The sequence below is a fragment of the Pseudodesulfovibrio sp. zrk46 genome (assembly GCF_012516435.1).
Lineage (GTDB): Bacteria > Desulfobacterota > Desulfovibrionia > Desulfovibrionales > Desulfovibrionaceae > Pseudodesulfovibrio.
This window is the reverse complement of the sequence record NZ_CP051216.1, coordinates 1,803,294-1,829,176: the sequence shown is the minus strand read 5'-3', so window position 1 is coordinate 1,829,176 and position 25,883 is coordinate 1,803,294. Positions and strand designations below refer to the sequence as shown.

The 25,883-nt window shown below is 54.9% G+C and carries 25 protein-coding genes, 1 tRNA gene and 1 other RNA gene; 19 read left to right on the top strand and 8 right to left on the bottom strand.

The genetic code is table 11. The features are described 5' to 3' along the window. Window positions 1-4 precede the first annotated feature (4 nt). Window positions 5-1,210, bottom strand: coding sequence for a methyltransferase domain-containing protein (locus tag HFN16_RS08325; protein ID WP_168890318.1), 1,206 nt, complete (start codon window positions 1,208-1,210; stop codon window positions 5-7). Window positions 1,211-1,358: 148 nt separating this feature from the next. Here HFN16_RS08325 and HFN16_RS08320 point away from each other — a divergent pair, with 148 nt between their 5' ends. From HFN16_RS08320 to HFN16_RS08265, 12 genes are all read left to right on the top strand, one after another. Next, window positions 1,359-1,640 carry a DUF4911 domain-containing protein gene (locus HFN16_RS08320; protein ID WP_168890317.1) on the top strand — a complete coding sequence of 94 codons (282 nt, stop codon included), beginning with the start codon at window positions 1,359-1,361 and terminating at the stop codon, window positions 1,638-1,640. 42 nt (window positions 1,641-1,682) lie between these two features. After that, entirely contained in the window at window positions 1,683-1,904 is a 222-nt protein-coding gene (locus HFN16_RS08315) for a hypothetical protein (RefSeq protein WP_168890316.1), read from the top strand. Window positions 1,905-2,159: 255 nt separating this feature from the next. Next, window positions 2,160-2,235: transfer RNA gene (locus HFN16_RS08310), tRNA-Ile, on the top strand. Window positions 2,236-2,260: 25 nt separating this feature from the next. Then, the gene (locus HFN16_RS08305) at window positions 2,261-2,410 is read left to right on the top strand and encodes a hypothetical protein (protein WP_168890315.1); all 150 of its coding nucleotides are present in this window, start codon (window positions 2,261-2,263) and stop codon (window positions 2,408-2,410) included. A 4-nt stretch (window positions 2,411-2,414) separates the two neighbouring features. Further along, on the top strand, window positions 2,415-3,413 hold the full coding sequence (locus HFN16_RS08300) for a Nif3-like dinuclear metal center hexameric protein (RefSeq protein ID WP_168890314.1): 999 nt from the start codon (window positions 2,415-2,417) through the stop codon (window positions 3,411-3,413). A gap of 50 nt (window positions 3,414-3,463) precedes the next feature. Continuing rightward, window positions 3,464-4,186 carry a C4-type zinc ribbon domain-containing protein gene (locus HFN16_RS08295; protein WP_168890313.1) on the top strand — a complete coding sequence of 241 codons (723 nt, stop codon included), beginning with the start codon at window positions 3,464-3,466 and terminating at the stop codon, window positions 4,184-4,186. Between the two features lie 425 nt (window positions 4,187-4,611). Beyond that, an RNA gene (gene rnpB / locus HFN16_RS08290) (RNase P RNA component class A) lies at window positions 4,612-4,973 on the top strand. Between the two features lie 58 nt (window positions 4,974-5,031). Then, window positions 5,032-6,228: a 2-C-methyl-D-erythritol 4-phosphate cytidylyltransferase gene (gene ispD, locus HFN16_RS08285; protein WP_168890312.1), complete on the top strand. Its 1,197-nt coding sequence runs from the start codon at window positions 5,032-5,034 to the stop codon at window positions 6,226-6,228. 3 nt (window positions 6,229-6,231) lie between these two features. Further along, window positions 6,232-7,113 carry a hypothetical protein gene (locus tag HFN16_RS08280; protein ID WP_168890311.1) on the top strand — a complete coding sequence of 294 codons (882 nt, stop codon included), beginning with the start codon at window positions 6,232-6,234 and terminating at the stop codon, window positions 7,111-7,113. Between the two features lie 40 nt (window positions 7,114-7,153). Next, the gene (gene cysS, locus HFN16_RS08275) at window positions 7,154-8,611 is read left to right on the top strand and encodes a cysteine--tRNA ligase (protein ID WP_168890310.1); all 1,458 of its coding nucleotides are present in this window, start codon (window positions 7,154-7,156) and stop codon (window positions 8,609-8,611) included. A 330-nt stretch (window positions 8,612-8,941) separates the two neighbouring features. Next, window positions 8,942-9,577, top strand: a complete 636-nt coding sequence (locus tag HFN16_RS08270) for a hypothetical protein (RefSeq protein ID WP_168890309.1) — start codon at window positions 8,942-8,944, stop codon at window positions 9,575-9,577. A gap of 223 nt (window positions 9,578-9,800) precedes the next feature. Further along, complete coding sequence (locus tag HFN16_RS08265) at window positions 9,801-10,541, top strand: VPLPA-CTERM sorting domain-containing protein (RefSeq protein ID WP_168890308.1); 741 nt, start codon at window positions 9,801-9,803, stop codon at window positions 10,539-10,541. 24 nt (window positions 10,542-10,565) lie between these two features. Here HFN16_RS08265 and HFN16_RS08260 read toward each other — a convergent pair whose 3' ends face one another. After that, window positions 10,566-12,266: a PAS domain-containing sensor histidine kinase gene (locus tag HFN16_RS08260; RefSeq protein WP_168890307.1), complete on the bottom strand. Its 1,701-nt coding sequence runs from the start codon at window positions 12,264-12,266 to the stop codon at window positions 10,566-10,568. A 286-nt stretch (window positions 12,267-12,552) separates the two neighbouring features. On the opposite strand from HFN16_RS08260, the gene HFN16_RS08255 reads away from it, so the two are divergent. Next, the gene (locus tag HFN16_RS08255; RefSeq protein ID WP_168890306.1) at window positions 12,553-13,674 is read left to right on the top strand and encodes a HAMP domain-containing sensor histidine kinase; all 1,122 of its coding nucleotides are present in this window, start codon (window positions 12,553-12,555) and stop codon (window positions 13,672-13,674) included. Window positions 13,675-13,898: 224 nt separating this feature from the next. Further along, window positions 13,899-14,633 carry a transporter substrate-binding domain-containing protein gene (locus HFN16_RS08250; RefSeq protein ID WP_168890305.1) on the top strand — a complete coding sequence of 245 codons (735 nt, stop codon included), beginning with the start codon at window positions 13,899-13,901 and terminating at the stop codon, window positions 14,631-14,633. A 21-nt stretch (window positions 14,634-14,654) separates the two neighbouring features. Here HFN16_RS08250 and HFN16_RS08245 read toward each other — a convergent pair whose 3' ends face one another. Genes HFN16_RS08245 through HFN16_RS08235 form a run of 3 tightly spaced genes read right to left on the bottom strand, consistent with a single transcriptional unit; the run spans window position 14,655 to window position 16,543 of the window. Continuing rightward, entirely contained in the window at window positions 14,655-15,038 is a 384-nt protein-coding gene (locus HFN16_RS08245) for a PqqD family protein (protein ID WP_168890304.1), read from the bottom strand. Beyond that, window positions 15,025-15,936 (bottom strand): hypothetical protein, encoded by a 912-nt coding sequence (locus HFN16_RS08240; protein ID WP_168890303.1) that lies wholly within the window; start codon window positions 15,934-15,936, stop codon window positions 15,025-15,027. Before HFN16_RS08240 ends, HFN16_RS08245 begins: the two co-directional genes overlap by 14 nt. 1 nt (window position 15,937) lies before the next feature. Next, window positions 15,938-16,543 carry a hypothetical protein gene (locus HFN16_RS08235; RefSeq protein WP_168890302.1) on the bottom strand — a complete coding sequence of 202 codons (606 nt, stop codon included), beginning with the start codon at window positions 16,541-16,543 and terminating at the stop codon, window positions 15,938-15,940. A 202-nt stretch (window positions 16,544-16,745) separates the two neighbouring features. On the opposite strand from HFN16_RS08235, the gene HFN16_RS08230 reads away from it, so the two are divergent. The 3 genes from HFN16_RS08230 (at window position 16,746) to HFN16_RS08220 (ending at window position 20,372) form a co-directional block, all read left to right on the top strand. Continuing rightward, window positions 16,746-18,218, top strand: a complete 1,473-nt coding sequence (locus HFN16_RS08230) for a SpoIIE family protein phosphatase (protein WP_168890301.1) — start codon at window positions 16,746-16,748, stop codon at window positions 18,216-18,218. 113 nt (window positions 18,219-18,331) lie between these two features. Further along, window positions 18,332-19,387: a hypothetical protein gene (locus HFN16_RS08225; protein WP_168890300.1), complete on the top strand. Its 1,056-nt coding sequence runs from the start codon at window positions 18,332-18,334 to the stop codon at window positions 19,385-19,387. Between the two features lie 319 nt (window positions 19,388-19,706). Beyond that, window positions 19,707-20,372, top strand: a complete 666-nt coding sequence (locus HFN16_RS08220; RefSeq protein WP_168890299.1) for an RsmG family class I SAM-dependent methyltransferase — start codon at window positions 19,707-19,709, stop codon at window positions 20,370-20,372. Between the two features lie 589 nt (window positions 20,373-20,961). On the opposite strand, the gene fetB is transcribed toward HFN16_RS08220, so the two are convergent. The 3 genes from fetB to HFN16_RS08205 are packed head-to-tail and all read right to left on the bottom strand — an operon-like array spanning window position 20,962 to window position 23,225. Further along, a complete protein-coding gene (gene fetB / locus HFN16_RS08215) occupies window positions 20,962-21,747 on the bottom strand; it encodes an iron export ABC transporter permease subunit FetB (RefSeq protein ID WP_168890298.1) in 786 nt (261 codons plus the stop codon). After that, window positions 21,744-22,400 carry an ATP-binding cassette domain-containing protein gene (locus HFN16_RS08210; RefSeq protein WP_168890297.1) on the bottom strand — a complete coding sequence of 219 codons (657 nt, stop codon included), beginning with the start codon at window positions 22,398-22,400 and terminating at the stop codon, window positions 21,744-21,746. The genes fetB and HFN16_RS08210 overlap by 4 nt, the downstream gene beginning before the upstream one ends. Window positions 22,401-22,403: 3 nt before the next feature. Beyond that, entirely contained in the window at window positions 22,404-23,225 is an 822-nt protein-coding gene (locus HFN16_RS08205; protein ID WP_247648480.1) for a tetratricopeptide repeat protein, read from the bottom strand. A gap of 315 nt (window positions 23,226-23,540) precedes the next feature. Between HFN16_RS08205 and HFN16_RS08200 the strand changes: the two genes are divergently transcribed. Together HFN16_RS08200 and HFN16_RS08195 are read left to right on the top strand one after the other, a co-directional pair. Continuing rightward, window positions 23,541-25,160 (top strand): glycosyltransferase family 2 protein, encoded by a 1,620-nt coding sequence (locus HFN16_RS08200; RefSeq protein ID WP_168890296.1) that lies wholly within the window; start codon window positions 23,541-23,543, stop codon window positions 25,158-25,160. A gap of 162 nt (window positions 25,161-25,322) precedes the next feature. Continuing rightward, on the top strand, window positions 25,323-25,883 hold the full coding sequence (locus tag HFN16_RS08195; RefSeq protein WP_168890295.1) for an XRE family transcriptional regulator: 561 nt from the start codon (window positions 25,323-25,325) through the stop codon (window positions 25,881-25,883).

Sequence of the window (25,883 nt, the reverse complement as noted above, 5' to 3'; positions counted from 1 at the left end):
CAAATTACTTCTTCCGACCCCACACGGCATACACGGGGTCGCTCTCGGACAACTCCTTGGCATACCGGTCTTCGGAATCATCCGGACGGGGCCAGCCGCGCTCTGACCAAGTGGTCAGGTCTTCGAACTTCTCGGTACGCACAAAGTACTGGCTGACCAGCCCCACACGCTCGAACTCGTGCAGATTCCGCCATACACGGATGACCTTGGCCTCGAACCAGCGGTTGGAGAAGGTCAGGGCGAACACGCCGCCGCGCCTCAACACCCGCGCCGCTTCGGCAAAGATTTCAAACGGCTTGGTCAGATATTCCACACTCACTGTGCAGATCACGGCATCAAAGCTCTCATCTTCAAACGGCAAGAGGGGGTCGTCATTGAGGTTGCGTACCACCCGCTCCGTCAGGACGGGGTTCGCCTCCAGTTCTTCCATGTTCATGCCGAGCCCCACTACGGAAGCAGGCTTGATATCGCCCGGGATATGAGAAACATGCCCGGCCATGAGGTCAAGCACGGCCATGCCGTCCTTTAACACCTCGCCGTACACACCTTCCACGTTGGATACAGCCTGCTTATCGAGATGATAGACCATGCGAGGCTTGCCATAGAATTCGGCGTCGCCGGTCTCGTCATTACGCTGGAACGGGCTGTCGCCCAGATAATCGGTAGGCGTCTCCGGCAAGCGCGCCTGCATTCCCGGCCCACTGAAGAAGATATCGGGCCAGCGCTTGAGGCTGCCCGCCTCGGTTGCCGGCGGCTTGATTTCCATTACCGTGGCATGAATGGTCACTTCGCGACCAGCCATGGGATGATTGAGGTCAGCCTTGAACCCGGCCACGTCGCAATCGGCGATGCGGAACGGCGTATCGGAATCCGGACGGGTACCCGGTACCTGCTCGATAAAGTGCTTGGGATAGTAACGCCCGATCCTCGGCCTGATGGCCTTGCCGTCGACCTCGGCCTGAAACCGGGCTCTGGGCATATCCAGCACCTTGCCCGGCTTGAACTCGGGCACTTCAGACTTGTCCATGACCAGATCTACGGAATCGCCTACTTTCAAGCCGATCATTCGGCTCTTCACGCCCAACGGTAAAATATCTCTGGTGAAATTGACGTCCTTGGCCAGATAGTGCTCCACATGGCGGGCATGGGTGCTTGACCATGTGAAGGTAAAATATATCGTAACCAGTGAATCCTGCGCAATATGGGACATAACCGCCTCCTTTGAAGCAAAGCGCCATCATATACAGCCAAAACAACACGAAAATTCGACGCTTGCGACCAATTATATCTCAAAACAACCAAAACGCAAACAAAGTTGCCCATTGCCATTTCCGACAGCACCAGTTAGGAGCCACCCCATGAGCAAGGCCAAGAAATCATCCCGCCGACGTCCGCGCAAACGCATCTGCCCGCCACCGCCCGTCACGTCCGAGCGCATCTACATCCAGATCAATCCCTCAAAGATTGCCCTGTTCCGTTTCCTGCTCGAAGGATACGACAACATCGGCATCTTCACGGTCACCAATAAGTTCACCGGCCTGCTCCAGCTTCGCTACTCTCCCCACCAGCGTCGCGAGATCAAACAGTTCCTCGACGCCGTGCGCACCGAGATCGACGTCAAAGACGTCACCCCAAACTAGCCCACGGTTGATACAACCCCGCTCTTGAACTACCATGGGATCATGTCCACCGATCCCAACCACATCCATATCACCCTCAGAGACGGTGAGGAGAAACGCATCTCCATTCCCGATGACGAAGACGTTCGCATCGAGATTACTTATGAACCCCAATCCATCACCTCACTCGCCTTCAAAAGCATCAACAACCTCCTCGGCTCCATCTTCCGCACCCTCTTCTGGATCATCTTCGTCCTAATCCTCGCCTACCTCATCACCAAATAGTTCCCCCAAAAGGTGAAGCAGCGAAGCGCCCTTCACCGCTCCCCCAAACGAAGCCCCCCCCTCTTTCCCCCACGCCGTGAGGCTTGTGAGAGTGGGGCAGCTGTGCATTTTCTCGGGTGCCGACCGGCCGGAGGCGTAGCCCAGCTGCGGTGAGGACCGGGCGGTGCACGAAAAATGCGCAGATGGCCCACTATCGCAAGCCGAAGCACTTGACAAAGCGCACTAAGCACGTCTACAGTGTCGAGCTCGTAACTTGGGCCAGTAGCTCAGTTGGCAGAGCCACCGGCTCATAACCGGTCGGTCGTAGGTTCGAATCCTGCCTGGCCTACCATTTTTCCCCGTGACGGGAGATGTTATTGATACCATACGATACAGGAACGCTGTTCAACGCATATATCCTGAAGTATCCCGCGAAGGCCAAAAATGGCTGGGATATAGATGAGGAATACAATGCTCCCGCCGGGTTCACCGTACGGGAGCATTCTCTTTCAGGTGAAGTAGAGTAAACGTATGAAAATTAAGGATATTTTGCCATTTTTCAGGAAATTGGCTCCTGAAGAGAATCAGTCATCCTGGGACAACTGCGGCGTACAGATCGCAGCGGCTCTGGAGGAGACGGACAAGGTTGCCGTCTGCCTGGAACCGACCCCTGAGATGGTGGATAAATGCCTCGATTGGGGCGCAGGCGCAATCCTGACCCACCACCCGCTCTACATGAAGCCCAAGCCACTCGACAGCACCGGGATGTACTGGGAAGTGGTCCGCAGCGTCATGAACGCAGGCGCAGTTCTCTACTCGGCACATACCTCTCTGGATACCCGTCCCGGCGGCCCGGCCTTCTGGCTGGGACAGGACCTGGGTCTGACAGACACCCGTTTTCTGGAAGTGGAGCACAGCGCCACGCCCATCGAAGTATCGTTCCATGTGAACGAGCCCATCGAGCGCGAGACCGCCAATGTATGGGCCAACCACGCAGGTATCCACTCTGTCTCCCAGAGCAACGCGGGCGAGGTTCGCGTGATCTGCGACGAATCGGCTTGGGGCGAGATAGCCTCGGGCATTGAATTTTCACTGGGCAAACGCCCGCTCTTCTACATCCGCTCCCTGACCGGCCCGCGCTCCGACGTGGGATTTGGCGAGGTAGGCACCCTGCCCGAGCCCATGCAGTGGGAAGACTTCGCCGACAAGCTGGCCGAGCTGACCGGCTGCGAAGTGTTCTCTTTCTCCGGCAAGCAGCCCGAGACAGTCACACGTGTGGCGTACTGCGGAGGCTCCGGCTCTTCTCTGGTTGGCAAGGCGGCCAAAGCAGGCGCAGACGTGCTCGTGACCGGCGACGTGAAGTACCACGGGGCCGTTGAGACGCCCATCTGCCTGGTCGATGTAGGACACTTTTCTCTGGAAGAAGAGATGATGCGTCGGTTCGCTGCCGAGTTGGACGGCGAACTGGATGGTGTGGAAGTAAAATTTTTCCAAGGCGTGGATCCGTTCCAGTTCCACGTCAAACAGTAGGAAGGAACCGCGCCCAAGGCGTGAGTTAATAAATTAGTGAGGTAACCATTATGTACGAGAAACAGATTGAGCAGCTGATCATCCTGCAGCAGGTGGATGACGAGATCATCGTTCTCCAGGAAGAGATCGAACAGGCTCCCAAGGAGCTGGTCGGCCTCGAAGAGCAGCTGGAAGAGTTCAAGGAACGTCGCATTCAGATCGACGAGCGCATGGACATCCTCAAGGACCAGCAGAAGAAGCTGGGCGTCGAAATCGAGGAAGACGACTCCAAGATCAAGAAGGCCAAGAACAAGCTGATGCTCGTGGGCAACACCAAGGAATACCACGCAATGATGCGTGAGATGGATTCCCTGGAAAAGCTCAACCGCATGCGCGAAGAAGAGCAGGTTGCAGTCAAGGAAGAGATGGAACGCCAGACCGGCGCCACCGAAGATCTCAACGAAGAGATGAGCGGTGTGAAGGAGCAGTACCAAGCTCTGAAGACCACCTTGGAAGAGCGTCTGGCCGCTGCCAACAAGAAGCTCGATTCTCTGAACCGCAAGCGCAAGAAGGCCTGCAAGGTCGTTCCGCCGCCGATCCTCGGTCGCTACGAGTTCATCCGTGAGCGCATGGAGAACCCGGTTATCGTACCTGTGACCAACGGCGTTTGCCATGGTTGCCACATCATGATTCCGCCCCAGATTTACAATGACCTGCAGAAAGGCCAGCAGATCCTCAGCTGCCCCAACTGTCAGCGCCTCATTCACTGGGTGCGTGCCGAAGAAGCTGAATAGCGGCTTCCAATAGCGGCGCATCTGCGTCGTTGCCAGGCGCGATTCAATCACTCGACGTAGCTGGGCTACGCCTCCGGATGAATCGTGCCTGTCGCCTAGCAGCTGCACCACTCTTGGAAGCCTAAGTGCGGGCGCAGGAGTACGGCTGCTGGTGCGTATGGAGATTACGAAGACATTGTCCGTGTAATCTCACAAAATCCTCTTTGTGACCGAAAGGCGAGTACAAACGAGCCGCTTCACGCAAGAGGAACATGATTGAAATATAGCCCGTCGGTAATACCGACGTGAGGCTTGGGAGAGTGACGCATCTGCAAGGCGGATGAATTTGAGTTTCCCACAGGCGTACCCCGATTCGCCGAGGACAGACTCAATTCAGCCAACGCAGCAGATGCGCCGCTATCGCAAGCCGGGGCACACGAAAATTTGGAGTTGGCCAGACTGTCGCCGCGAGCTTGTCTCGGGGAGGAAAGTCCGGGCTCCGCAGGGTAGGACGCTGGGTAACTCCCAGGGGGAGCGATTCCCGTCACGTGCAACAGAGAGTAGACCGCCTCCGGGTTTCGGCCCGGCGGTAAGGGTGAAAGGGTGGGGTAAGAGCCCACCGGCTGTCATGGTGACATGGCAGGCCAGGTGAACTCCGTCCGGAGCAAGACCAAATAGGGTAGCGCTGTAGGTCGACCCGACCGAGCTACCGGGTAGGTTGCTTGAGGCGGCTGGTAACAGTCGTCCTAGATGAATGACAGTCGCCCCGTAAGGGGAACAAGACCCGGCTTATCGGCCGACTCCAATTGAATATTGGTAACCGGGAGGACAGACGTCCTCCCGGTTACATCTACATAGAGGAATCCATGGACCGTCCGTTGAACAATTGTTGGGGAATCATCCTCGCCGCAGGTTCCGGCACCCGGTTGGCAGAAGCCGCCGGTGGCGTGCGCAAGCAGTATCTGGAATACAAATCCGCCCCCCTGTTCTGGCACTCTGCCCGAACATTCTCCCGCGTAGCCGGAGTCAAGGGTGTGGTGTTCGTATTCCCGCCCGATGATGCCCCTGCCATGGAAAAGCAGGTGCGCCAGTACTTCAAGTCCGAAGATCTGGGCATCAAGTGGACCGTCTGTGCCGGCGGCGAACGCCGACAGGACTCGGTCTTCAACGGCCTCAAGGAACTGCCCCGCGAATGCCAGGCAGTCATGGTCCACGACTCTGCCCGCCCCTTTGTTTCCGCCAGCCTGATCACCGGCCTCATCGACGCCATCAATGAAGGCGCACGCGGCGTGATCCCAGCCGTCAAGGTAACGGACACCATCAAGCGCGTGGACGGCGACACCGTCACCGAGACCCTGAAGCGTTCCGAACTGCGCGGCGTACAGACTCCGCAGGCGTTCGAAACCAAGCTCCTGATCGAGGCCCATGAAAAGGCCGTGGCCGAGGGCTGGGAAGTTACGGACGACGCCTCCATGGTGGAACGACTGGCCGACGTGGCAGTCATCCCCGGCGAACAGGGCAACATCAAGATCACCAACCCCGAAGATCTGGAACGTCTGGCCGAGACCAAGACCATTGTTCCGTGCGTGGGCTGGGGATACGACGTGCACCGCTTCGGTCGAGAAAACGATCGTCCGTTCGTGCTGGGCGGCGTGCCCATTCAGGGTGCCCCCACCATCATCGCCCATTCGGATGGCGATGTGCTGCTGCACGCACTGGCCGACGCCGTACTCGGCACCTTTGGCGGCGGCGACATCGGCACCCATTTCCCGGATACCGACAAGAAATTTTCCGGCGCGGACTCCGGCGTGCTGCTGAAGGAAGTGCTTGCCATGGCAAGCAAGGCCAAAGCACGCATCGCCCATGTGGACCTGACCGTCATTACACAGGTGCCGCGTCTCTCTCCCCATGCTGCGCAGATCAAGAAAAACATCTGCCGCCTGCTGGGACTGGAGCCGCATCAGGTGAACTTCAAAGCCACCACCGAGGAGAAGCTCGGCTTTACCGGCGAGAAGAAAGGCATCAAGGCCGTGGCCAGCGTCACGGCACTGAGGGAGATGTAACCCATGCCCCGTCTTGGTAAATTTGTTTTCTCCTTCGTCCTGTTCGTTATCGTCTGCTACGGCGGCCTTGTCTGGTTCGTGAACCACGAAGTGGAGAAGGGCTTCAACGAGGCCGTGGCCGGAGTGGATGGTCTGAAAGTGGCCTACGACGACATCTGGGTCAGTATCACCGACCAGACCGTAACCCTGACCGCTGTGGACGCCACCCTGCCCGACGGCCAACAGATGGCAGCCAAAGAGATCGTCGTCCACGCCTTTGACGAACGCAATCCGGTGCCGCACTTCATCCGCGCTCAGGTCAAGGGCATGCAGTACGCTCCCACCCAGATGGGTGGCGCATTGGCCCTCGGCTCCGCCATGTTCGGACTGGAGCGCCTCAATGGTGACATGTATGTGGACTACCGCTACGACACCAATGCCAACTCACTGACACTGAACAACTTTTCCTTTGACGACCAAAAGATCGGCAAGCTGGAGCTGTCCGGCACCATGACCGACCTTGACCTCGACCAGTTCCGTATGGAAAAACTCGTCGGGTTGCGCATCGCCAATGCCGAACTTACCTTCATGAACAGGTCGTTCTTCAGCACCTTCATGCAGCGGGCGGCAGAGACCATGCGAATCCCCGAGGCACAGGCCACTGAGGAACTGATCTCTGAGCTGAACAAGCAGGCTCAGATGGCTGGCAACAGCGATAACAAAGTGGCGGAAAACGCCCTGCTCGGCCTGAAGGATTTCGTGGCCGATCCCGGCAGCATCGTCATTTCGGCCACCCCGGCAGAACCGGTTCCCTACCTCTATTTATTCATGGGGCGGGACGTGTACGAAAATATGCGCCTTATGAACCTGACCGTGAAAGCGGCCCCGGCCCAAGGCGTTCAATAAAACGGTAATAATTTCGAATTAATACTATCGGAGCATTTTAATGAGACTCTACAACACCCTGGCACGGCAGAAGCAGGAATTCACCCCGGTGAACGAAGGTAAGGTCAACATGTACGTATGCGGCATCACCGCCTACGATTACTGTCACATCGGCCACGCTCGCTCCAGTGTGGTCTTCGACGTGCTCTACCGTTACCTGCGTCACAAGGGTCTGGACGTCACCTTTATCCGTAACTTCACGGACATCGACGACAAGATCATCAAGCGCGCCAACGAGGTGGGCAAAGACGCCGGCGACATCGCCGAGAAGTTCATCAAAGAGTTCTATGTGGACATGGACAACCTCGCTGTGCTGCGTCCCGACGTGGAGCCCAAGTGCACCGAGCACATCGGTGAGATGATCGAGCTGACTCAGCACCTCATCGACAAGGACCACGCCTACGCCACTCCGTCCGGCGACGTATATTTCAAGGTCCGTTCTTTTGAAGGCTACGGCAAGCTGTCCGGCCGCAACATCGACGAGCTGGATTCCGGCGCACGCATCGCACCGGGCGAAGAAAAGCAGGACCCGCTGGACTTCGCACTGTGGAAGGCTGCCAAGCCCGGCGAGCCGTCCTGGACCTCCCCGTGGGGCGAAGGCCGTCCCGGCTGGCACCTGGAGTGCTCCGCCATGTCCGAGAAGTACGTGAGCCTGCCGCTGGATATCCACGGCGGTGGTCAGGATCTCTCCTTCCCGCACCACGAGAACGAGATCGCCCAGTCCGAAGCTGCGACCGACAAGCCGTTCGCCAACTACTGGGTGCACAACGGCTTCGTACAGATCAACTCCGAGAAGATGTCCAAGTCTCTTGGCAACTTCTTCACCATCCGCGACATTCTGGACAAGTTCCTGCCCGAAACCCTGCGCTACTTCCTGCTGACCATGCACTACCGCAGCCCCCTCGATTTCTCCTTCGACGCTCTCGAAGAAGCCGAAAAGGGCATCAAGCGCGTGTACTCCGCACTGGCTCAGGTGGATGTGGAGCTGTCCAAGTCCAAGTGGAAGAAGTCTCCGTTCCCGGAAGAGCTCGTCACTGAACTGGACGAGATCGAGAAGCACTGGAACGAGGCCATGGAAGACGACATGAACACCGCCGGTGCTCTGGGCCACGTCTTCTCCGCCATCCGCCTTGCCGGTCGTATCTGCGAAGACAAGAACCTGCGCAAGTCCGAAGGCGGCCGCGACCTGTTCAACCGTATCAAGGAAGACATCAAGGTCTGGGGCTCTGTCCTCGGCATCTTCGAGCGCGTCCCCGCCGAGTTCCTCACTGAACTCCGCGACAACCGCGCCTCCCGCGCCGGCATCGATCCCGCCAAAGTGCAGGAGCTCCTCGACGCCCGCAAGGAAGCCCGCGCGAACAAGGACTTTGAAAAGTCCGACGCCATCCGCGACGAGCTGGTTGAGATGAAGGTCGAGGTCAAGGATACCCCGCAGGGTGCCACCTGGGACGTTCTGTAAGCTCGCTCCCCGGCTTGCGATAGCGGCACACCTGCTGCGTTGCCGGGAACTATTGAATGCTCGACGTAGCGCTGCTACGCCTCCGCTTCAATTACCCCCGTCGCCTTGCAGTTGCACCACTCTGACAGGCCTTACATTCAAAGAAAACAAAAAGGCCGCTCCGTTTGGAGCGGCCTTTTTTTATTGGCGCTTAATTATTCTGTCCGAAAAAACGGGACTTTTTCTGACCCAGCACTTTGCACATAAACGGGACTCCCCAACAGTTCGTAATCATTGTCATTGAACACCTCTTGCAATGTAATTCCCCTGAACACCAACCGAGAGGACACCATGAAACGACTCATCATATCGATTGTTACGCTCATGCTTGCTATGCCCGGCTTTGCTTTCGCCTATACCATTCAGCCGATTGTAGATACAGCATATCAAACGCAAATCTCGTGGAGCGAACAAAGCACACAATCAATTCTGAGCATGTCCACAGGCGCGGTGGATGAATTTAGGGTCAATGGAGCGTTTAGGGTCATATCGGACCGTGACCCTAATGCCATCGAAGACGTAACGGTTTCCTTGTCATCTTCCATGACTTTGTCGGCTTTCGGCTTTGCTCCTGGTTCGGTCCCTGCTCCCCAGAGTGCTTCGGCTAACTACAACATCGACATCTCCTATCAAGATGAAGCTAAGCTAACAGACTCTTATTCCTTAGATACAATTGCCCTTCCCGGGATTATCAACAGTTCAAAGATCATCAATGTGTTCAACCTGAATCTGTTGACGAACACGATCTATTCGTTCTTGTTTTCCGGCGATGTTTCCCAACTGAACAGCATCGCCATAAACAACTGGGAGACCACGCTGCATGTCACCTCTTCGGAGATGTCTCCCACCCCGGTTCCCGGTGCTTTCCTCTTGCTCGGGTCCGGATTGATCGGGCTGGTAGGCATTCGTCGCAGGATGCAAGGTTAGACCCTTTTCAACTGCAAGAAACACGGCCTCCCACTGAGATTTCAGTGGGAGGCCATTTCATTTACGACGATTTTTACATGCCTCTTCCGAGATAAATATTCACTCCGTTGTCCGACATAAACAGAATAGTTCGTAGGGAAATCACTCCTGAGAGCTAACCCAACAGGATAATTGCGGTGGGCACACATTTGCATCATTGACCACAACAAATCGGGAGGAAGCCATGAAAAAGAGCCTTTCCATGTTGCTGGTCTTGAGCATGTTGACGTGTGCCTCGGTTGCAAATGCCGGGTATTACAAATTTTCAGGGGACATCACTTACACCTGGAATCAGGAATCCCTGAGCAGCAAGTATCGAGTAGGCAACAATGTTGACTTTGTTTTCCGGATAGACGCAGACGCCCCCAACACCGGATATGTCACGCAGGTGGATGGAGACCGGGCCTCCCTGAGTACGTTCTACACTTCAGGTTTCTATTATGCCGAGTATTTAGGCGGGGATGCGATACTCAATTACGATCAGAACTATAAGGCCACATTAGCCGATGACGATAACTGGGAATACAATGTAGCCACGACAAAACTCAACAAAACGCCATATTTTTCAGACTATTCTGCACGAGTTAATACCGAAACCGCGTCTAATCTGATCACCCTCTCCACCAGCGCATACGAGACCCACATGCACCCCTATCCTACTGTTCCCAATTGGGAACACTACTTTGTTGACTCCAACAAATTCGATCTCTTTCAAAATGTGAAGTGGATGGAAGGCGGAGAAGAGATGTGGGCGCAATTCAAAGTCGAACACATCATGTTGATGGAGTATGCAGATGAAATCTCAGGGTTAAACCTTGAAGGCATCAATATGAAAATGACAGCCACCCCGTTGCCGGGCGCGATATGGCTGCTGGGGTCCGGAATTCTCGGACTGGTGGGCATTCGCCGCAGGATGAAAGGATAAGACAAGCAGAGAAAAGATTCTCGACTACATGCCAAGCGGGATGGTGAAGAAAAACGTACTTCCCTTGCCTTCCTCGCTTTCGATCCAGATTTCACCGCCGTGGTGTTCTACAATCTTCTTGGTGATGGCGAGTCCCAAACCTGTGCCGGCGGGCTTGCCTGTTTCCTTGGTCTTGATCTGCTTGAACTTGTCAAAAACCGCATCCTGCTGATCGAGCGGAATTCCCTTTCCGGTGTCGCTCACGGAAAAGACGACTGCGCCTTGTCCAAGGGCTGCCTTGCACACAATGGTGCCCTGCTCCGTGAACTTCACGGCATTGGACACCAGATTGAGCATCACCTGAAGCAACTTGTCTCCATCGGCAATCAGCATGGGCAACCCTTCGTCGCACTCGACCACGAACTCCACAGGGGAATGGATAAAAAGGGACGACGTAATGTTTTCCGTCTTCTCCAGCAAATCCATGGGCAGCACGGCTGACTGATGCCACTCCACTGTTCCGGATTGCAGCTTGGACAGATCAAGCTGATTGTTGATCAAAGCCGTCATTCGGTCAGATTCCGAGATAATGATACTCAGGTTTTCTTCGATGCGTTCAGCCGAACTCGCCAATGACGGATTGTTATCAACCATAGGGACAAAGGTGTTCTGGAATGACTTGAGGGAAAGCTTGGCAAACCCCTGAACCGAAGTCATTGGCGTTCGCAACTCATGGGATGTGGTCTCAAGAAACTCGGACATGAGGCTGCTGGTGGCCTCTGCCATCTCCTTTGCCTCTACAATGGCAATTTCGGCGCGCTTCCGTTCGGAAACATCCATAATGCTGATGATGATTTGCGGCATATTGCCGGACTCATCAAAGACCGGATACGTGTGCGTCTCAAGATAATGAATCTCCCCGTCTTCGCCGATGTGCTCATGTTGCGTGACGGCAGGTTCGCCTGACTCCTTCACCAAATGCAGCGGACAAATATCATCGTCCTTGGCGCATGGCCTGAGGCGCTTGTGCAGCAGCTCATAGCATCGGATGCCTTCCCGGAATTCACCCCCGCTGGCAGAAGCGTTGGCATGCTTCACGGTATAGTCATCGGCATTCACGACAACAATGCCGTAATCAATGGAGTTGATGACCTTCTCAAGGAACTCCTTCTGTGCCCTGCTCGCCTTCTCTGTCTGCTCAAGCCTGATATTGGACTCGTTGAGCTCCTTGGTTCGCTCCTGAACCTTCTGCTCCAGCAATGAATGAGCACTCCGAAGCTCCTCTTCGGCTCGCTTGCGTTCCGAGATATCGAGCATAACGCCCAGCAATCCAGCGACCTTCCCCGCACCATCGCGGATAACCGCCTTGGTAAAGAAGATGTCATGCCGGGAACCATCGGCAAACTTGACCTTGGTTTCGTATCGCTGCTCGCCCCCCTGGGCAAAAAGATCATTATCCGCCTTCTCATACACTTCGGCCAGATCGCGTGGGGAAATATCATAGACCGTCTTGCCGACAACCTCTTCCTCTGTACGGCCGAGCATTTCCAGGAAGGCCGAGTTGCATCCCTGATATACCCCGTTCTTGTCCTTGTAGAAGATCGGGCTGGGGATACTATTCATTAATGTTTGGAGAAGACGGAGCTTACTATTGAATGCCCGTGCCGCTCTCTGACGATTGGCAATAACCAGCGCCATCAGAATCAGGATCACGACGAGTGCAATAATAAGGAGGTAAGTAGTCATACTATTCCTCTTTGGGGTCTTTTCCCGATCATAGCAATTATTACTGATAAAATGAATCAGTCTTAAATGGCCAAAATCCATTCATAACAAACGGCCTCTTTGGGGTTTTATTTCACAACATATGAATAAATGAGCATTTAATCTCAATTTTAATACTGGACAGCAGCGAACAACCCTGTAATCTCATTGCGATCTAGGAATGAATACTCACACGTAAGGGGAATGTATGAGCTGGGGCATCTGGCTACCATGCTTTTTAATTTTCATAGGCGCGATTGTGATGCTGATGAGCATCATCAATCACAAGCGGCTTATGACTATTATCAAGGGATCCACTTCCGGATTCTCTGGCAAGACGTCTGTGCTCGTCCGTGCCCATATGGTCTTCATGGTATTCTTCTTTTTTGCCTACCTGGGAGTCAGCGCCTGCCTCATTGCCGACATCGATGTCATCGGCAATCTGTTTACCGGACTCATTTTTCTCTTTGGAGCGATCTTCGTTTACATCGGCATTTTCATCCAACACAAATCAGTGGACATGCTGAACGATTCCAACGCGGAATTGCGAAAGCACACTGATGTATTGGAAACAAAACAAGAGCAGTTGATCGCCCTCTATGAGGAATTGAAGCGAGAGACGGAACAAAGGGAAATGGCGCAAAAGTCCGAACAATTGAAGTCGGATTTTCTCTCTCAGGTCTCCCATGAATTGCGCACCCCGCTCACCTCGATTTACGGATTCACCAAGCTCATCAAAAAGGATTTCGATTCCATAGTTTCAGGCGCAAATATTCAAGAAACACATCCCAAGAAGATAGACAGAATCAACAACAATCTGGAAATCGTCTCACATGAGTGCAGCCGCCTCACCAGGATGGTCACCAACGTGCTTGATCTGGCAAAGATTGAATCCGGTCAAACCACATGGGATGACAAGCCTATCTCACTACGGGATGTCATCAAATCTTCACTCACCGCAGTCGAGGGACTCATTCATGAAAAGGAGGCCGTGAGCATTGAGTGCGATCTCCCGGCCAATCTGCCCACCATCACGGCCGATGCAGACCTGATGACGCAGGTGCTTGTGAACGTGCTCAGCAATGCGATCAAATTTTCAGATGACGGCATCGTCATGCTGAGCGCCAAAACGGATGACAAGAGCATTACCATCTCCGTCAGCGACGAAGGCGTCGGCATCGGCCCCGATGACATCAACAGTATTTTTGACAAATACTACACTGCCCGCAGCGGCAACACGCTGGGCGCTCCCCGGCTGGGAACCGGCTTGGGACTGCCCATCTGCAAGGAAATCGTCGAACACTATGGCGGCGATATATCGGTCGAATCAAAATCGGGAAGCGGAAGCGTCTTCTCCATCACACTCCCGATCGAGAGCGTCTCCAGTTAGACGCACCTCTTGAAGGCTATCGCTGATGGCCCACCACCATACCGTCAGCGGCGACATCCAGCTGCCCTGCTTCTACAACGACACACCGAGTTGCACCGAGTACGGAAAGCATCCTTGGGATGGACCATGCCCTCGCATGATGCCTGTGTTCCCTCTATTGCATCACCCCCCTAATGTGCTATGTTTAGACCAAAGTAATTAACTGCGTCTAATAAGGACAGGCCATGCGTAGAATCACGATTTCTCTATTTGTAGTCTTGCTCGTTTTCACATCGCTTTCTTTAGGAAAAGACCAAGAATCCAAGACATATCGAATTGCAAGCTATTACATCCCGCTACTCGTTGATGACAGCGAAAGCGGCGCGTTCATGGAACTGCTTCAAGAAGCAACCAAAAGAGCGGACGTTCAATACAAGATCATTATGGCTCCCCCCAAAAGAGCCATGCGCTATTTTGAAGACAACGAAGTTATTGCCATTATCCCCGCCTTACTGGCGACTTTGGTCAAGGACAGCGCACTTACCTCATCCATCTTCACCAAACAAATCCATGCCTTTGTCAGGCAGGGAGACCCGGTCCCTGCGGCGATCAGTGAGCTGGAAGGAAAGCGTGTAGGTTTGACGAGGGGGTTCTCTTTCCCCCGTTCCATTACAGTCAACGAAGACATTGAAATCGACTACGCTGATACCACTGATGGAAGCTTAAAAAAACTTCTGGAGGGAAGAGTCGATATCGTGGTGGCTGATGGATATACGGCTCTCTCAGCTATCAAGAAGATGGGATTGACCGGCTTTGATTATGATCTATCAAAAATCCTGCACGAACAATTCGCATACATTGCCTGTCAGCCAACCGAAGAGGGGAAAGAACTTGCCCGGAAGCTCTCTGTGGCTATTGATTCGATGAAAGCCGACGGCACGATGGACAGGATTCTTCCTGATATTGAGAATCCCCAATAGCAACCAGTCAGTCTGACCGCCCTATTTCAAACCGATGATGCCGCGCTGACCGATGGTCTTGATAAACGCCGTCACGCTCAATTCGGCTTCCCGGCTCTGCACCTCGTACTTCTCGACGAAGGCGTCGGCGATGTCCTGCACGGAATGCTCGCCGTCAATGATATCCCAGACAAAGGTGCCCATCTCGTCCAGCTCCAGATGCTTAATCATCGGCCGCTTGTCCCACAGGCCGACCTTCTCGGCCATGCGACCGAACCACGGTTTCACGGCCAAGGGATAGGAAAGCTGCACCAAGCCGCCAGCCACGGGCTTTTCCCTGACTTCACTGTTGCGCACGGGCACCATCTTGAGGGCCTCGGCGCGGGAGATTATCGGCTCTGGCGGACGTTTCTTAAACAAGCTCATAGGCCTCGCATATATCGATAAGTTGCCGTTCGTCCACGGGAATCACGCCTGATGCGCGAACCGAGAGGATGGAATTACCAGTATCGGTAACCCATGCGCGGCCTGAAGAATGGACCTCGCGACGCAGCGCACGACGCAGAAGCGAGCCTTTGCTGACGCCCTCCCACGAGACAAGCCCCGGAGACGAGGCAAACGGCATTTCCTCCGATGGTCCATCCTTGAGATTGGCGCGAAGCCATGCCTCGAGATCGGTCCCATTGAGCAGGACGCTGGCCGGGGCAAAGCGTTCGAAAATCAGCGTGGTTCCTGCCCCTTTGCCGGGCGGCAATTTCGCCTGACGGACCGATTTGGGAAGCCAGTATTTGATCGTGTAGTGGCCCGGCTGAAAAGTAAACGTATGCAGCTGAAATCCCGTCGGGATACGCCCGGTCAGGCCGAACATGGCCCACGGGATGGTCTTGCCCGCGGAATGGTCGCGAAAGGAAGCCAGGACCTCGGCAGCCACGGCTTCATCGTCCTTGCGGTGAATAAAAAACTGAACCAGCGCGGCCAGTCCGGTGGCCGGATTATGCAGGGCCGCGCCGATGCCGCGATGCACTTCGGTCTGCCAGATAAAGCTCTGGTGTCGGATGCCGGACTCGGCCAGCGAGGCCAATGACGCCTGCCATACTTCCGGAGTCTCGGACTCGGGCACCCCGCGCAGATCGGCCTGCTTATGGGATTTGGTCAGCCGCTTGAGGTGCTTCTCAAAGGAAAAGGAGCCCTGAACACTATTCCACTTGAGTTCACACACCGGCACACCGTCGGACTCGAGAAAGAGCCCGTCGCGCTCAATGGCGGCGGGCTCCCAATTATCAGGCGCGGTCAGGCCAACGCCGTTCCATACAAAACGGGGCATATTATTTGGCCACAAACTCGTCCAGATTTTCGATCTTGGTCACGCCACCTTTCTTGGCCTTCAGACGATCAACCTGTACCCGGTAGCACTCGTATTCACTTTCGATCATGGAATCGAGCGACATCTTGATTGATACGCCCGGGCGCAGCTCCTTGACGCGACTCCACATGAGGATGACGCTGACCTTCTGGCCATCCTGCGAAAAATTCCAGCGCCAGGCGATGACGTTCTTGAAGGCGTCGCCTTCATAGCTGTCAGGATTGCCGTACGCCTTCTTGTACTTGGCGAGCAGTTTATCGAACAGTCGCATGCTGCGATCATGAAACTTCAATTTGATACGAACAACCTTACCCGCGTTGTCACAGTTGCCATAGGTCAGACTGCCGCCGCGCACACCAGGGAGATAATCGCCATCAAGATGAACCTCGCTCAGGAACGGGGCATCCGGCATGGGGCTGGCCAACTGCATATTGCAGCACTTGGCATATCCTTTGATATCCTTGCCCAGAGTAATGCCGGCCACGGACATGGGCAGACCATTTCCGGCCATGGCTGCGGAAACGGAGAACAACAGGAGCAACAACGCGAGAGCAACGATTCGTTTCATATTCAAAAACCACCTTGATGAAAAAGACTTGTCCCGCCGGGACGTGGTGACTTATCATTAAACGAGTTCAGAACTATTGGCAAAGAATTAGCCACAAAAAGGAAACGATACAATGATAGGCAGCTCGCCCATACGGGCGCTGACATATTTCATGCTCGCTGTGGCAGGGGGCGCCGTTTACGGCGGACAGGTCTGACCGCTCATGGTACGGCTCCCGGTCTGGGAGCTCGGTCTGATCATCCTCTTCCCCATGCTCATCGCCATGGGGCTGCGAGGCATGCTGGAAAAGCGGCTGGTGGATTCCGTCCCCGCCATCCGCCAATCCCTCATGCAATTTCGGCTGGAGCTGGGCCTGTTCCTCGGCGCAGGTCTGGGCATGGCCCTCATCCTGCTCCTCATCTATCATTTCCCCCTGTTCCAGAGCGGCATGAAGCTGGTGCTCGGTATCGTCACCGTGGGCATGTTTGCGGCACTGGACCTCGCCCTTGCCCGCGAACGCATTGTCATCGGCGATGCCTTGTCCGGCAGGGCCTCCTTTGAGCCGCCCCGCGAACTCAGTCCCATGACGCGCAAGTTTTCACTGGTCGCCACCAGCATCCTGCTGCTCATCACCGGCATCATCATGCTGGTGATCATCCGCGACGTGCACTGGCTGGCCGAGCAGGACCTCTCCATGGATTCCGTGGCCATCCTCGGCCGCTCTGTGCTGGTAGAGATCATCTTTGTCATGGGCTTCCTGTTGCTCATGGTCATCAACCTCGTCCTCTCCTACGCCCGCAACCTGCGCATCCTCTTTGACAACGAGACCGTGGTGCTGGAACGGGTCAGCCGGGGCGACCTCACGCGCAAGGTGCCCGTGGCCACCCGCGACGAAATGGGCGTTATCGCAGGCCACACCAACAACATGATCACAGCCCTGCGCGAAGGCGTACGCATGCGCGAGGGGCTGCTCATCGCACAGGAAATCCAGCAACATTTCCTACCCGACAGCGCGCCCGAATTCCCGGGCCTCGAACTGGCCGGAAGCGCCCGTTTCTCCGACGAGACCGGCGGTGACTTCTATGATTTCATTGAATGCGAACGCGACGCATGCAGCCGCACGGCTGTGGCTGTAGGCGACGTCTCCGGCCACGGCATCGGCGCAGCCCTGCTCATGGCTGCCGGACGCGCTCATATCCGACAGGCTGCCAGCGTGGCAGACTCTCCGGCCGAGGCCATCAACATGGCTAACCGTCACCTCTCCCGGGATATCGAAGGCACCGGCCGTTTCCTGACCCTCTTTTACATGGAACTCGACCCCGTTGAGCAGATCGCCACATGGGTCAACGCTGGCCATCAACCGCCCGTGTTATATGACAGCGCCAGTGACACCTTCACCGAACTGCGCACCCCGAACATCCCCCTCGGCGTGACCGAAGACTGGGAGTACATGCAGGATGAAATCCCCCTGCCCGGACCGGGACAGGTATTGCTCATCGGCACCGACGGCGCGTGGGAAGCGCACAATCGCGACAATGAAATGTTCGGCAATGACCGCCTCCAGCAGGTCATTCGCGACAACGCCAGCGGCACGGCGCAGGACGTGCTCAAGGCTGTTGAGGACGCGGTTCACGCCTTCACCGGCGACCTCGCCCAAGAGGATGATTTGACCCTCGTTGTGATCAAGGGGAAATAAATTTCCTTTTCGGACGCCGAATAACGAATCAGCCCAGAGCAAAACACCAGATCATGAACACAATGCATCGGATAATACGTACCCTTTTTCGGGGGACACTTGCAGTGGGCCTATTGGCTATCTTGCTGGCCATCGTGTACTTCTTTTATCATCCATTCATTGTATCAACTATCGACAATGCCTACAGAAATTTATTCTTCGACGAAACCTACCGCTATGATGTCCCCCTTCGATCACGCAGTGACAAAGGGATAAAGGTATCGTTGGATATCGATGTCAATGGGAACAAAGAGAACAATGAATGGTTCGTTCGTTCCCATACTTATCTTGCAGGATACTTCCTGTACTACTCAGAAGAGTTTTCAACTCTTGCGACTGATTGGATTCATAATAAATTCCAATCCGGAGATTGGTTTCTTTACAACATCGACTCAAAAGCTATTACTTATTGGAACGAAAAGGAGGGAGTGGCTACTGAGTATCATTTTGATTCCGACTGTCCAGCCTCTCAACCACAAATCAAACTATCTGTGTCTATAAAAGAGGTTGAAGGAAAGTATAACTATATTAAGGCAGACACCGCTAAATATGACATATCACAGTACAATAGTGTTTTAGTCTACAAGAAACTCTACGAAGACATTAAGGACACTTATAAGACAGATTTTGATTCTTTAAAAATTTATGAAAACTCTTCTCTAACAATACTTCCAAAGGAGTATTGGTCTCAGTTTAGTGAATTACGCAAAGTATTTGAGCGAATACATTCGAATTCAATAATTACGAGAGACGTAGATCCATTCATAATCGAAAAAGTCCGAAAAAGCATGAGCCAGGATTGGGAGCTATTTAACCGCGCAAAGTGTGGGGAAGTAACTTTTGGTGGGAAGGTTATCGGCGAACGAGCTTTGGGAAAAAAACAGAATGGCCAGTGGACTATTGATTGGAATCGACAGGGAGCCAAAACTTACTTTTATAAGAAGAGCATTCCATACTCTGCTTTTGTAGAATCAAAACAGCATCTTGAGAAATTTGAAATAGAATTAGATGGCGAAGTCTTCATATGTCCACCAAATGAGCAGTTCATAATTTATATGCCCAAAAATGGCACTATATATTATAGTGCTTATGGCAACGACACATACTTTGTTCCTGATTTTATCGACTAACAATCTTTCGCCAACCGTTCACGCCTTCACGGGCGACCTCGCCCAAGAGGATGATTTGACCCTCGTTGTCATCAAGGGGGAATAAATTTCCCGTTCTTGACCTAAGTCAAAGCATCTATACGGCGTATCCCCTATAAGCGTAATCAAGGCGTACGACCTGCCCTTACCAAGTACGCCTTGCACACTCTTGTATCGGTATCAGCCATCTACCGATCACACCTCCTCCATAGGAAGCCCCCTGTACCCCAGGGGGCTTTCGGATTTTCAGGGTACACACGTTATACTGGATTCTTCCCCCAAAACATTTTATCCCCAGCCCATGCCGCAGACAAAACCTACATCACAAGAAGTCATCAAGGTCGCCAATGAACTTGGCCGTCCCGTATCCGCCACCGAGGCCGATTCCCTCGCGGGTTATCTCGATCAGCTCATCAAGTGGAACAAGAAGATGAACCTCGTCGGCCCGTCCCACTGGCGCGACGTATTCGAAACCCTCATGGTCGACTCCCTCTATCTCGCCGATTTTCTCTCCGGCCTGAAGCTCAACGACGCGCCCCTCTCCCTCGATCTCGGCGCTGGCGCAGGCCTCCCCGGCATCCCGCTCCGCGCCCTCTGGCACGACGGCTCCTACTGGCTTGTCGAAGTGCGCGAGAAACGCTCCCTGTTCATGCGCTCGGTCCTCGGCCGTCTTAAACTCGCCGACACCAACGTTTTTCACGGCAAGGCAGAAGATGCCCTCGACCGCCTCGCCGAGTCCGGCAACGCCGCCACCGCCGACCTCATCCTCTCCAAGGCCTTCATGCCCTGGCCCAAGCTGCTCGATTTCGTCACCCCTATGCTCCATCCCACCGGCGTGCTCGTCATCCTGTCCAACGACCCCGCCCCCAACGAAGACGAACTCCCCGAAGGCTGGACCCTCGGCGACGTGGCCGCCTACCCCGCAGCCGGCAAAGAACACTATTTCTGGTCACTGAGAAAGAACTAAAGGTGCCTCCGGCGGCCCTTCGGGGACGCTTGCCAGCGGGGCCCAAAGGCCGAGGGCCTTTGGAATCCCATTGGCGATAAAAGCCGAACGGGCTATCTGAACGAACTCGCGCTTCGCTTGTTCTTTTCAGATAGCCCGTTCGGCTTTTATCGCGGGTTGATGAATAGAGTTCCTGAATGCGACAGCCTATTCTCACCTCCTACAAACGAAGACCTGCACCAGCCCTTGAACACGAAGCATAGAAGCTGACCAAATCGAATGCCGCCAAAAACAAAAAGCATCTCGGCAGCGACTATAGTCGCGTAGTACACCTCAAGGCATTCTATTTGGATCAGATTCTTGGCGAGTGAGCACGAGGCGGCCGAGCACACAAAGCCGAGTTTCTTTGGTTCTTTCTTGGGGCGGCTCAGCCAGCCTTCAGCCGTTGTCGAGTCTTCGAGACTTACGGATGAGGACAGCAGAGATAGAAAGAACCCCGCCGGGAGGGCATGGAGGAGCGAAAGCGACGGCTCTCGCGCTTGCAAAGCGCGCATCTTTCCAACAAAAAAGCCGCCCCAAAAGGGCGGCCTTCCTTATCTGCCTTTAAATCTTATCGAACAACAAGTCGTTGAACCTCAGAAAAACACTTCCTCCTCACCAACCCCGTCACCAACAACGCCCCCAGCGACGTCGCCGCCACAATCATCAACATCACGACAATCTGATAGCGAATGGCGATCAACGGATCAGTCCCCGACAATATCTGACCGGTCATCATCCCCGGCAGGGAAACCAACCCCACGGCCATGAGCGAGTTGATGGACGGGATCATGCCCGCCTTGATCGCGCCACGCAGAATATCCTGCGACGCCTCGCGGTAATCGGCACCCAACGCCAATCGCATCTCCACCTCGGCGCGACGAGACTTCAGATCAGAAAAAAGCCGCTCAAGGGAAATGGAAATGGCGGTCATGGAATTACCCACGATCATCCCGGCAAGGGGAATGAAATACTGCGGCGTCCACCACGGCTTGGCCCCCACAATGACGGCAGTGACCAAATAGGAAACCAGCGTGTAGGACAGAAGCATGGAAATGAATGTGGGAATGACGAACGGGACGGAACGCTCGGAGACTCGGCCCCTGATGATATGGACAGCCGCGGCCACCATAAAGGTGAACATGCCGAGCACGAGCCACATGTAATGAACATCGAAAATGAACTTGAGCACGTAGCCCATGATGAACAACTGGGCAAAAGTGCGGATGGTGCCGACAAGCAAATCCTTGCCAAGACCGAGCTTGTGATAAACGGAAGCGCCACCAGCCAACAGCACAAAGCCGAGACAGAGGGAAAGCTGGAGCGGTCCGATCTCGATGATGGGCTGGGCGGTCATGATGCATACTCCAGTTTTCCGGCATTGATGCGGATGGTGTGGGTTACACCGGGAGGCGTGACCTCGGAATGGGAAATCATGATCACGGTCATGCCGGAAGCGGCCAGCTCGGCGGCCTTGTCGAGGACGACCCTGGCGCTGTCCGCATCAAGGGAGGCGGTGGGCTCGTCCATGAGGATGACCTCCGGCTCCAAAAGCAGACTGCGAATGAGACAGACGCGCTGGGACTGGCCCACGGACAGAGTGTCGGCGCGAGTCTCCAGAGTAATACAGTCCAGCAAAAACGACGACAGATAGCTGAGCAGGACCTCGTCTGTCGGCTGTAGCAGACCCTCGTTGGACTTGAAGGAAAACGGCAGGAGCAGATTCTCGCGAACAGTGCCGGGAAGCAGGGTCGGCATCTGCTGCACATAGGCAACATTACGACGAAGCTGGGCCGGAACCATGGCGTCCGTGGCCGTACCATTGATCACGACGTGGCCGGACTGGGGCTCCTCCAGCAGACAGAGCAGGCGCAGCAGTGTGGACTTGCCCGCACCGGACGGACCACGAACGAGACAATAGGTACCCTGCTCAATGACGAGCGAAGCGTCATCGAGAATGATGGGGCCGCCTTCGTAAGCAAAGGAAAGCCGCTCCAGCGCGAGGGACATGGTTTAGCCTTCCTGCTTTTCCATGTAGGCGAGGAAGGCCTTGGCTTCCTCGAAATAGGGATTGATCTCAAGCGCCTTCTGCAGATTGGTCACACAGTCCTCCTTGTCGCCCCGCTCGAAGTAGGCGCGGGCGATGTTGTAGAAGAGGTTCTCGTCATGCGGGGCCATCTCTAGAGCACGGGTGTAGTAGTCCACGGCCTGATCCAGCAGCTGGGACTTGCGCAGATTGATGCCGAACTCGTTGAAAAGGTGCTTGTGCTCGGGATCGAACGCGGCATCCAGCCCGACGATGCGCTCAAACAGGTCGGCGGCCTTTTCCGGCTCACCGCGTTCCATGAAGGTCAGGCCCAATCCGAAGTTGGCGCGGACATTGTTCTCGTCCACGGTCAGCGCGGCGTTGTATTCGAATTCCGCTGAATAGAGCGCACCCTGATCGCGCTGTTCCTCGGCACGCTTGACGGTAGAGTCCAACTCTTTCATGCGGGGGAAGACTTCCTGCTGATAGAATTCCACTTCAGGACTGAACCGCTCCAGGAAATCGGGAAGCGGCACCTGCTCCTTGGGACCGGACGGGATGTTGTTCCGGTTCAGGGGCTGGACAGCAACAACCGGCACGGCGTCATCATCCATCTCAGGCTGCTCGGCAAACCAGTAGGCCTTCTGGATGGTCTTTCTGGATGTCGTTCCGGTACCGACCTTGGCGACGGTCTGGGTGGAGAACACGCCGGAGATTTTTTCGCGCTTCACGTCCTTGGGAATAGTCACATCTTCAGGCATGTTGGCGTCTTGCTCGGCTTTGTTCGTCTTGGCTTCTTCTTGGGTCACTTCAGGTCGTCCTGTTCACAGTTATGATGAGTTTTTGGAAAATACACCGCGTCGACCGGGTTTGCAACCTGGCGTATGCGGTTCTGTAAAGATAATAAAACCTTCATGCATCTTCGACAAGCCAGTGATTTTGTTTTCATCGCAAAAGTCACAGGATCGCCCCATGAAAGAGGCTGGCCTCTCCATTTGCATACTGGCTGATTTTCAGGGCACCGGATGACTTCCATGGCTGATTCATGTACACGCAGTATCTAGAAATCATTGTCTTTCGCCAACGACCGCCCAACCCGGTCCCCAATGAGCAGGGAGGAGTCCATGACCGCCGAATTCAGTTACATCAAGCCTGGTATCTCCAGCGAACTCGGATGCCTGAACGGCGAGGAACTCTGCCAGCATTACATGACATACATGCGCAACTATGTTTTGGACGAGGATCTGGGTTCTGCCTACTTCAACCGTTTCGCTTCAGACACTACCTTGGGAAAGGATCAGGCTCTGACCAACTGCTTCCTTCATCTGGTGCGCAAGATGCAGCAGACGGTCCCGTTCAACCTCGCCCTGAGGCAGGTAATGAATCAGATCGCCCCCTCTCCAGAGGGGAAGGTCACCGCCTCCCTGCTGGAGAAATTCACCCTGCGTCCAGATCTCGACGACATGGCGGACACCCTGTGCGTACAGGGAAAAGCAGAGCAGGCGCACGACCTCCTGCTGAACGATCTAAACAAGAGCCCCGGCAATGTGGTGGTGGCAAGCCGACTGGCAGCCGTTGATTTGGAGTTCGGACTGGACATGAGCTGGCTGGATGGGTTCACGGTTCCCGATGTCTTTGACAAAGACTGGAACACATGGCTGATCGGGCAATACGTCCACAACGGGCAAAATGATAGCGCCATGGAATTATGGAACGCCACAGATGGTCGTCGCCATGAAGACTGGGAATCCATATACACTTATATGGGCGCACTCTGCCTTTCCACCGGCCAGCCTGATACGGCCAAGGCCCTGTTCGACCGCTCCCTCGCCATCGATCCAAAGCAATTTCATGCAGCATTGGCCAGACAGGAACTGGATAACCCGTTTACTGTTCGGGACGTCGACCTTTCCGCCGGACGGGCCGCCATCTGCCTTTACTCATACAATCGCGCCGACCTCCTTGAGATGACCCTGCGCAGCCTGTGCGCCACAGAAATCGGCGAGAGCGACGTACTGGTCCTCCTCAACGGCTGCTCCGACAACAGCCGCGACATGGTGCTCAAGGTGAAGGAAGTATTTCCCGACGTTCGAATGACTCTTCTGGAGCAGCCCGTCAACATTGGCGCCCCTGCGGCCCGCAACATGCTGGTCCACCATGCACTGAACGAACTCGGCAGCGAGTTCATCGCCTTCCTCGACGACGACGTCACCCTGCCGGGGAACTGGCTGCAAGGGATGTTGACGGAGCTGGAAGACGATCCTTCCGTGGGCGCGGTGGGGTGCCGGGTGCTCGATCCGGGCGGTGAAGACCTGCAATACCTCTACCGCGATGTGGCCATTGCAAAACCCGGCGTGTTCCGCTTGAGCCTTGGTGCCCCCTTCAAGGCCCGGGACTTCGGCCTCTACTCTGTCAGACGCGACACGGACTGCGTCATGGGCTGCTGCCATGTCATGCGCAAGGAGTGCTTTGACAAGGTTCCCGAGTTCGACATCCTCTTCACGCCCACACAGCTGGATGACGTTTCTTTCCATCTGGACCTTCGCCTTGCCGGGTTCAAAGTACGATATATTGGACAGATAGCGTGTGTTCATCATCGGGCAACCGGATTCAAAACCACGAACACGCGAAGCCACGGCAACGCCATGGGCAACGACGTCAAATTCTACTACCGGTTCGCCGACAAACTGGGAACGCTTCGCACATGGCAGGCGGAACGCAATCAGGGGCTGCTGACCAAGTAACCCCAAGGGTCCACCGATGAGGACTGTTCTCTCATACTGGTGACATCCGAGTCTATTTCATGTACATCCGTTGACGGCGAATTAATGTCTTCTTGAAAGGGGGCTTTCAGAAGATTTTACATATGATTAAACAAGCAGATGTTCCCTAAGGAGAAACGATCAATGAGTAGCATCGGTACAAGGATTAAATCCTACCGTGAAAAACAGAACCTGACCATCGAGGACCTGGCAAACCGTACGGTTCTGCCTGAAGATTTCATTCGCGCAGTGGAAGAGGACGATCAGTACCCGTCCCTGCAGCCTCTGGTGAAACTGGCCCGCGCGCTCGGGGTGCGCCTGGGCACATTCCTCGACGATCAGGTTTCCAGTGATCCGCTCATCACTCGCCTGGCCGACCGTGAAGAAGAACTTACCACTCACATGGGCGGCAAGGAGCCCGGCGTGGTCTTCCATTCCCTGGGCAAAGGCAAGACCGACCGCCACATGGAACCATTTTTCATCGAGCTGCTGCCTGAATCCGGCAAGGACGACTCTCTCTCCTCCCACGAGGGTGAAGAATTCATCGTGGTCCAGTCCGGTCAGGTTCGCATTCTGTACGGCAAGGAAGAATCCGTTCTTTCTCCCGGCGACTCCGTCTACTTCAACTCCGTAGTCCCCCACAACGTGGCCTGCTACGGTGACGAAAAAGCCGAAATTTACGCCGTTCTCTATTTCCCGGAGTAG

Bases quoted from the DNA above. Each gene is read 5' to 3' on its own strand.
- HFN16_RS08325 (WP_168890318.1), bottom strand. From the start codon at position 1,210: ATGTCCCATATTGCGCAGGATTCACTGGTTACGATATATTTTACCTTC.
- HFN16_RS08320 (WP_168890317.1), top strand. From the start codon at position 1,359: ATGAGCAAGGCCAAGAAATCATCCCGCCGACGTCCGCGCAAACGCATC.
- HFN16_RS08315 (WP_168890316.1), top strand. From the start codon at position 1,683: ATGTCCACCGATCCCAACCACATCCATATCACCCTCAGAGACGGTGAG.
- HFN16_RS08300 (WP_168890314.1), top strand. From the start codon at position 2,415: ATGAAAATTAAGGATATTTTGCCATTTTTCAGGAAATTGGCTCCTGAA.
- HFN16_RS08295 (WP_168890313.1), top strand. From the start codon at position 3,464: ATGTACGAGAAACAGATTGAGCAGCTGATCATCCTGCAGCAGGTGGAT.
- ispD (WP_168890312.1), top strand. From the start codon at position 5,032: ATGGACCGTCCGTTGAACAATTGTTGGGGAATCATCCTCGCCGCAGGT.
- HFN16_RS08280 (WP_168890311.1), top strand. From the start codon at position 6,232: ATGCCCCGTCTTGGTAAATTTGTTTTCTCCTTCGTCCTGTTCGTTATC.
- cysS (WP_168890310.1), top strand. From the start codon at position 7,154: ATGAGACTCTACAACACCCTGGCACGGCAGAAGCAGGAATTCACCCCG.
- HFN16_RS08270 (WP_168890309.1), top strand. From the start codon at position 8,942: ATGAAACGACTCATCATATCGATTGTTACGCTCATGCTTGCTATGCCC.
- HFN16_RS08265 (WP_168890308.1), top strand. From the start codon at position 9,801: ATGAAAAAGAGCCTTTCCATGTTGCTGGTCTTGAGCATGTTGACGTGT.
- HFN16_RS08260 (WP_168890307.1), bottom strand. From the start codon at position 12,266: ATGACTACTTACCTCCTTATTATTGCACTCGTCGTGATCCTGATTCTG.
- HFN16_RS08255 (WP_168890306.1), top strand. From the start codon at position 12,553: ATGAGCATCATCAATCACAAGCGGCTTATGACTATTATCAAGGGATCC.
- HFN16_RS08250 (WP_168890305.1), top strand. From the start codon at position 13,899: ATGCGTAGAATCACGATTTCTCTATTTGTAGTCTTGCTCGTTTTCACA.
- HFN16_RS08245 (WP_168890304.1), bottom strand. From the start codon at position 15,038: ATGAGCTTGTTTAAGAAACGTCCGCCAGAGCCGATAATCTCCCGCGCC.
- HFN16_RS08240 (WP_168890303.1), bottom strand. From the start codon at position 15,936: ATGCCCCGTTTTGTATGGAACGGCGTTGGCCTGACCGCGCCTGATAAT.
- HFN16_RS08235 (WP_168890302.1), bottom strand. From the start codon at position 16,543: ATGAAACGAATCGTTGCTCTCGCGTTGTTGCTCCTGTTGTTCTCCGTT.
- HFN16_RS08230 (WP_168890301.1), top strand. From the start codon at position 16,746: ATGGTACGGCTCCCGGTCTGGGAGCTCGGTCTGATCATCCTCTTCCCC.
- HFN16_RS08220 (WP_168890299.1), top strand. From the start codon at position 19,707: ATGCCGCAGACAAAACCTACATCACAAGAAGTCATCAAGGTCGCCAAT.
- fetB (WP_168890298.1), bottom strand. From the start codon at position 21,747: ATGACCGCCCAGCCCATCATCGAGATCGGACCGCTCCAGCTTTCCCTC.
- HFN16_RS08210 (WP_168890297.1), bottom strand. From the start codon at position 22,400: ATGTCCCTCGCGCTGGAGCGGCTTTCCTTTGCTTACGAAGGCGGCCCC.
- HFN16_RS08200 (WP_168890296.1), top strand. From the start codon at position 23,541: ATGACCGCCGAATTCAGTTACATCAAGCCTGGTATCTCCAGCGAACTC.
- HFN16_RS08195 (WP_168890295.1), top strand. From the start codon at position 25,323: ATGAGTAGCATCGGTACAAGGATTAAATCCTACCGTGAAAAACAGAAC.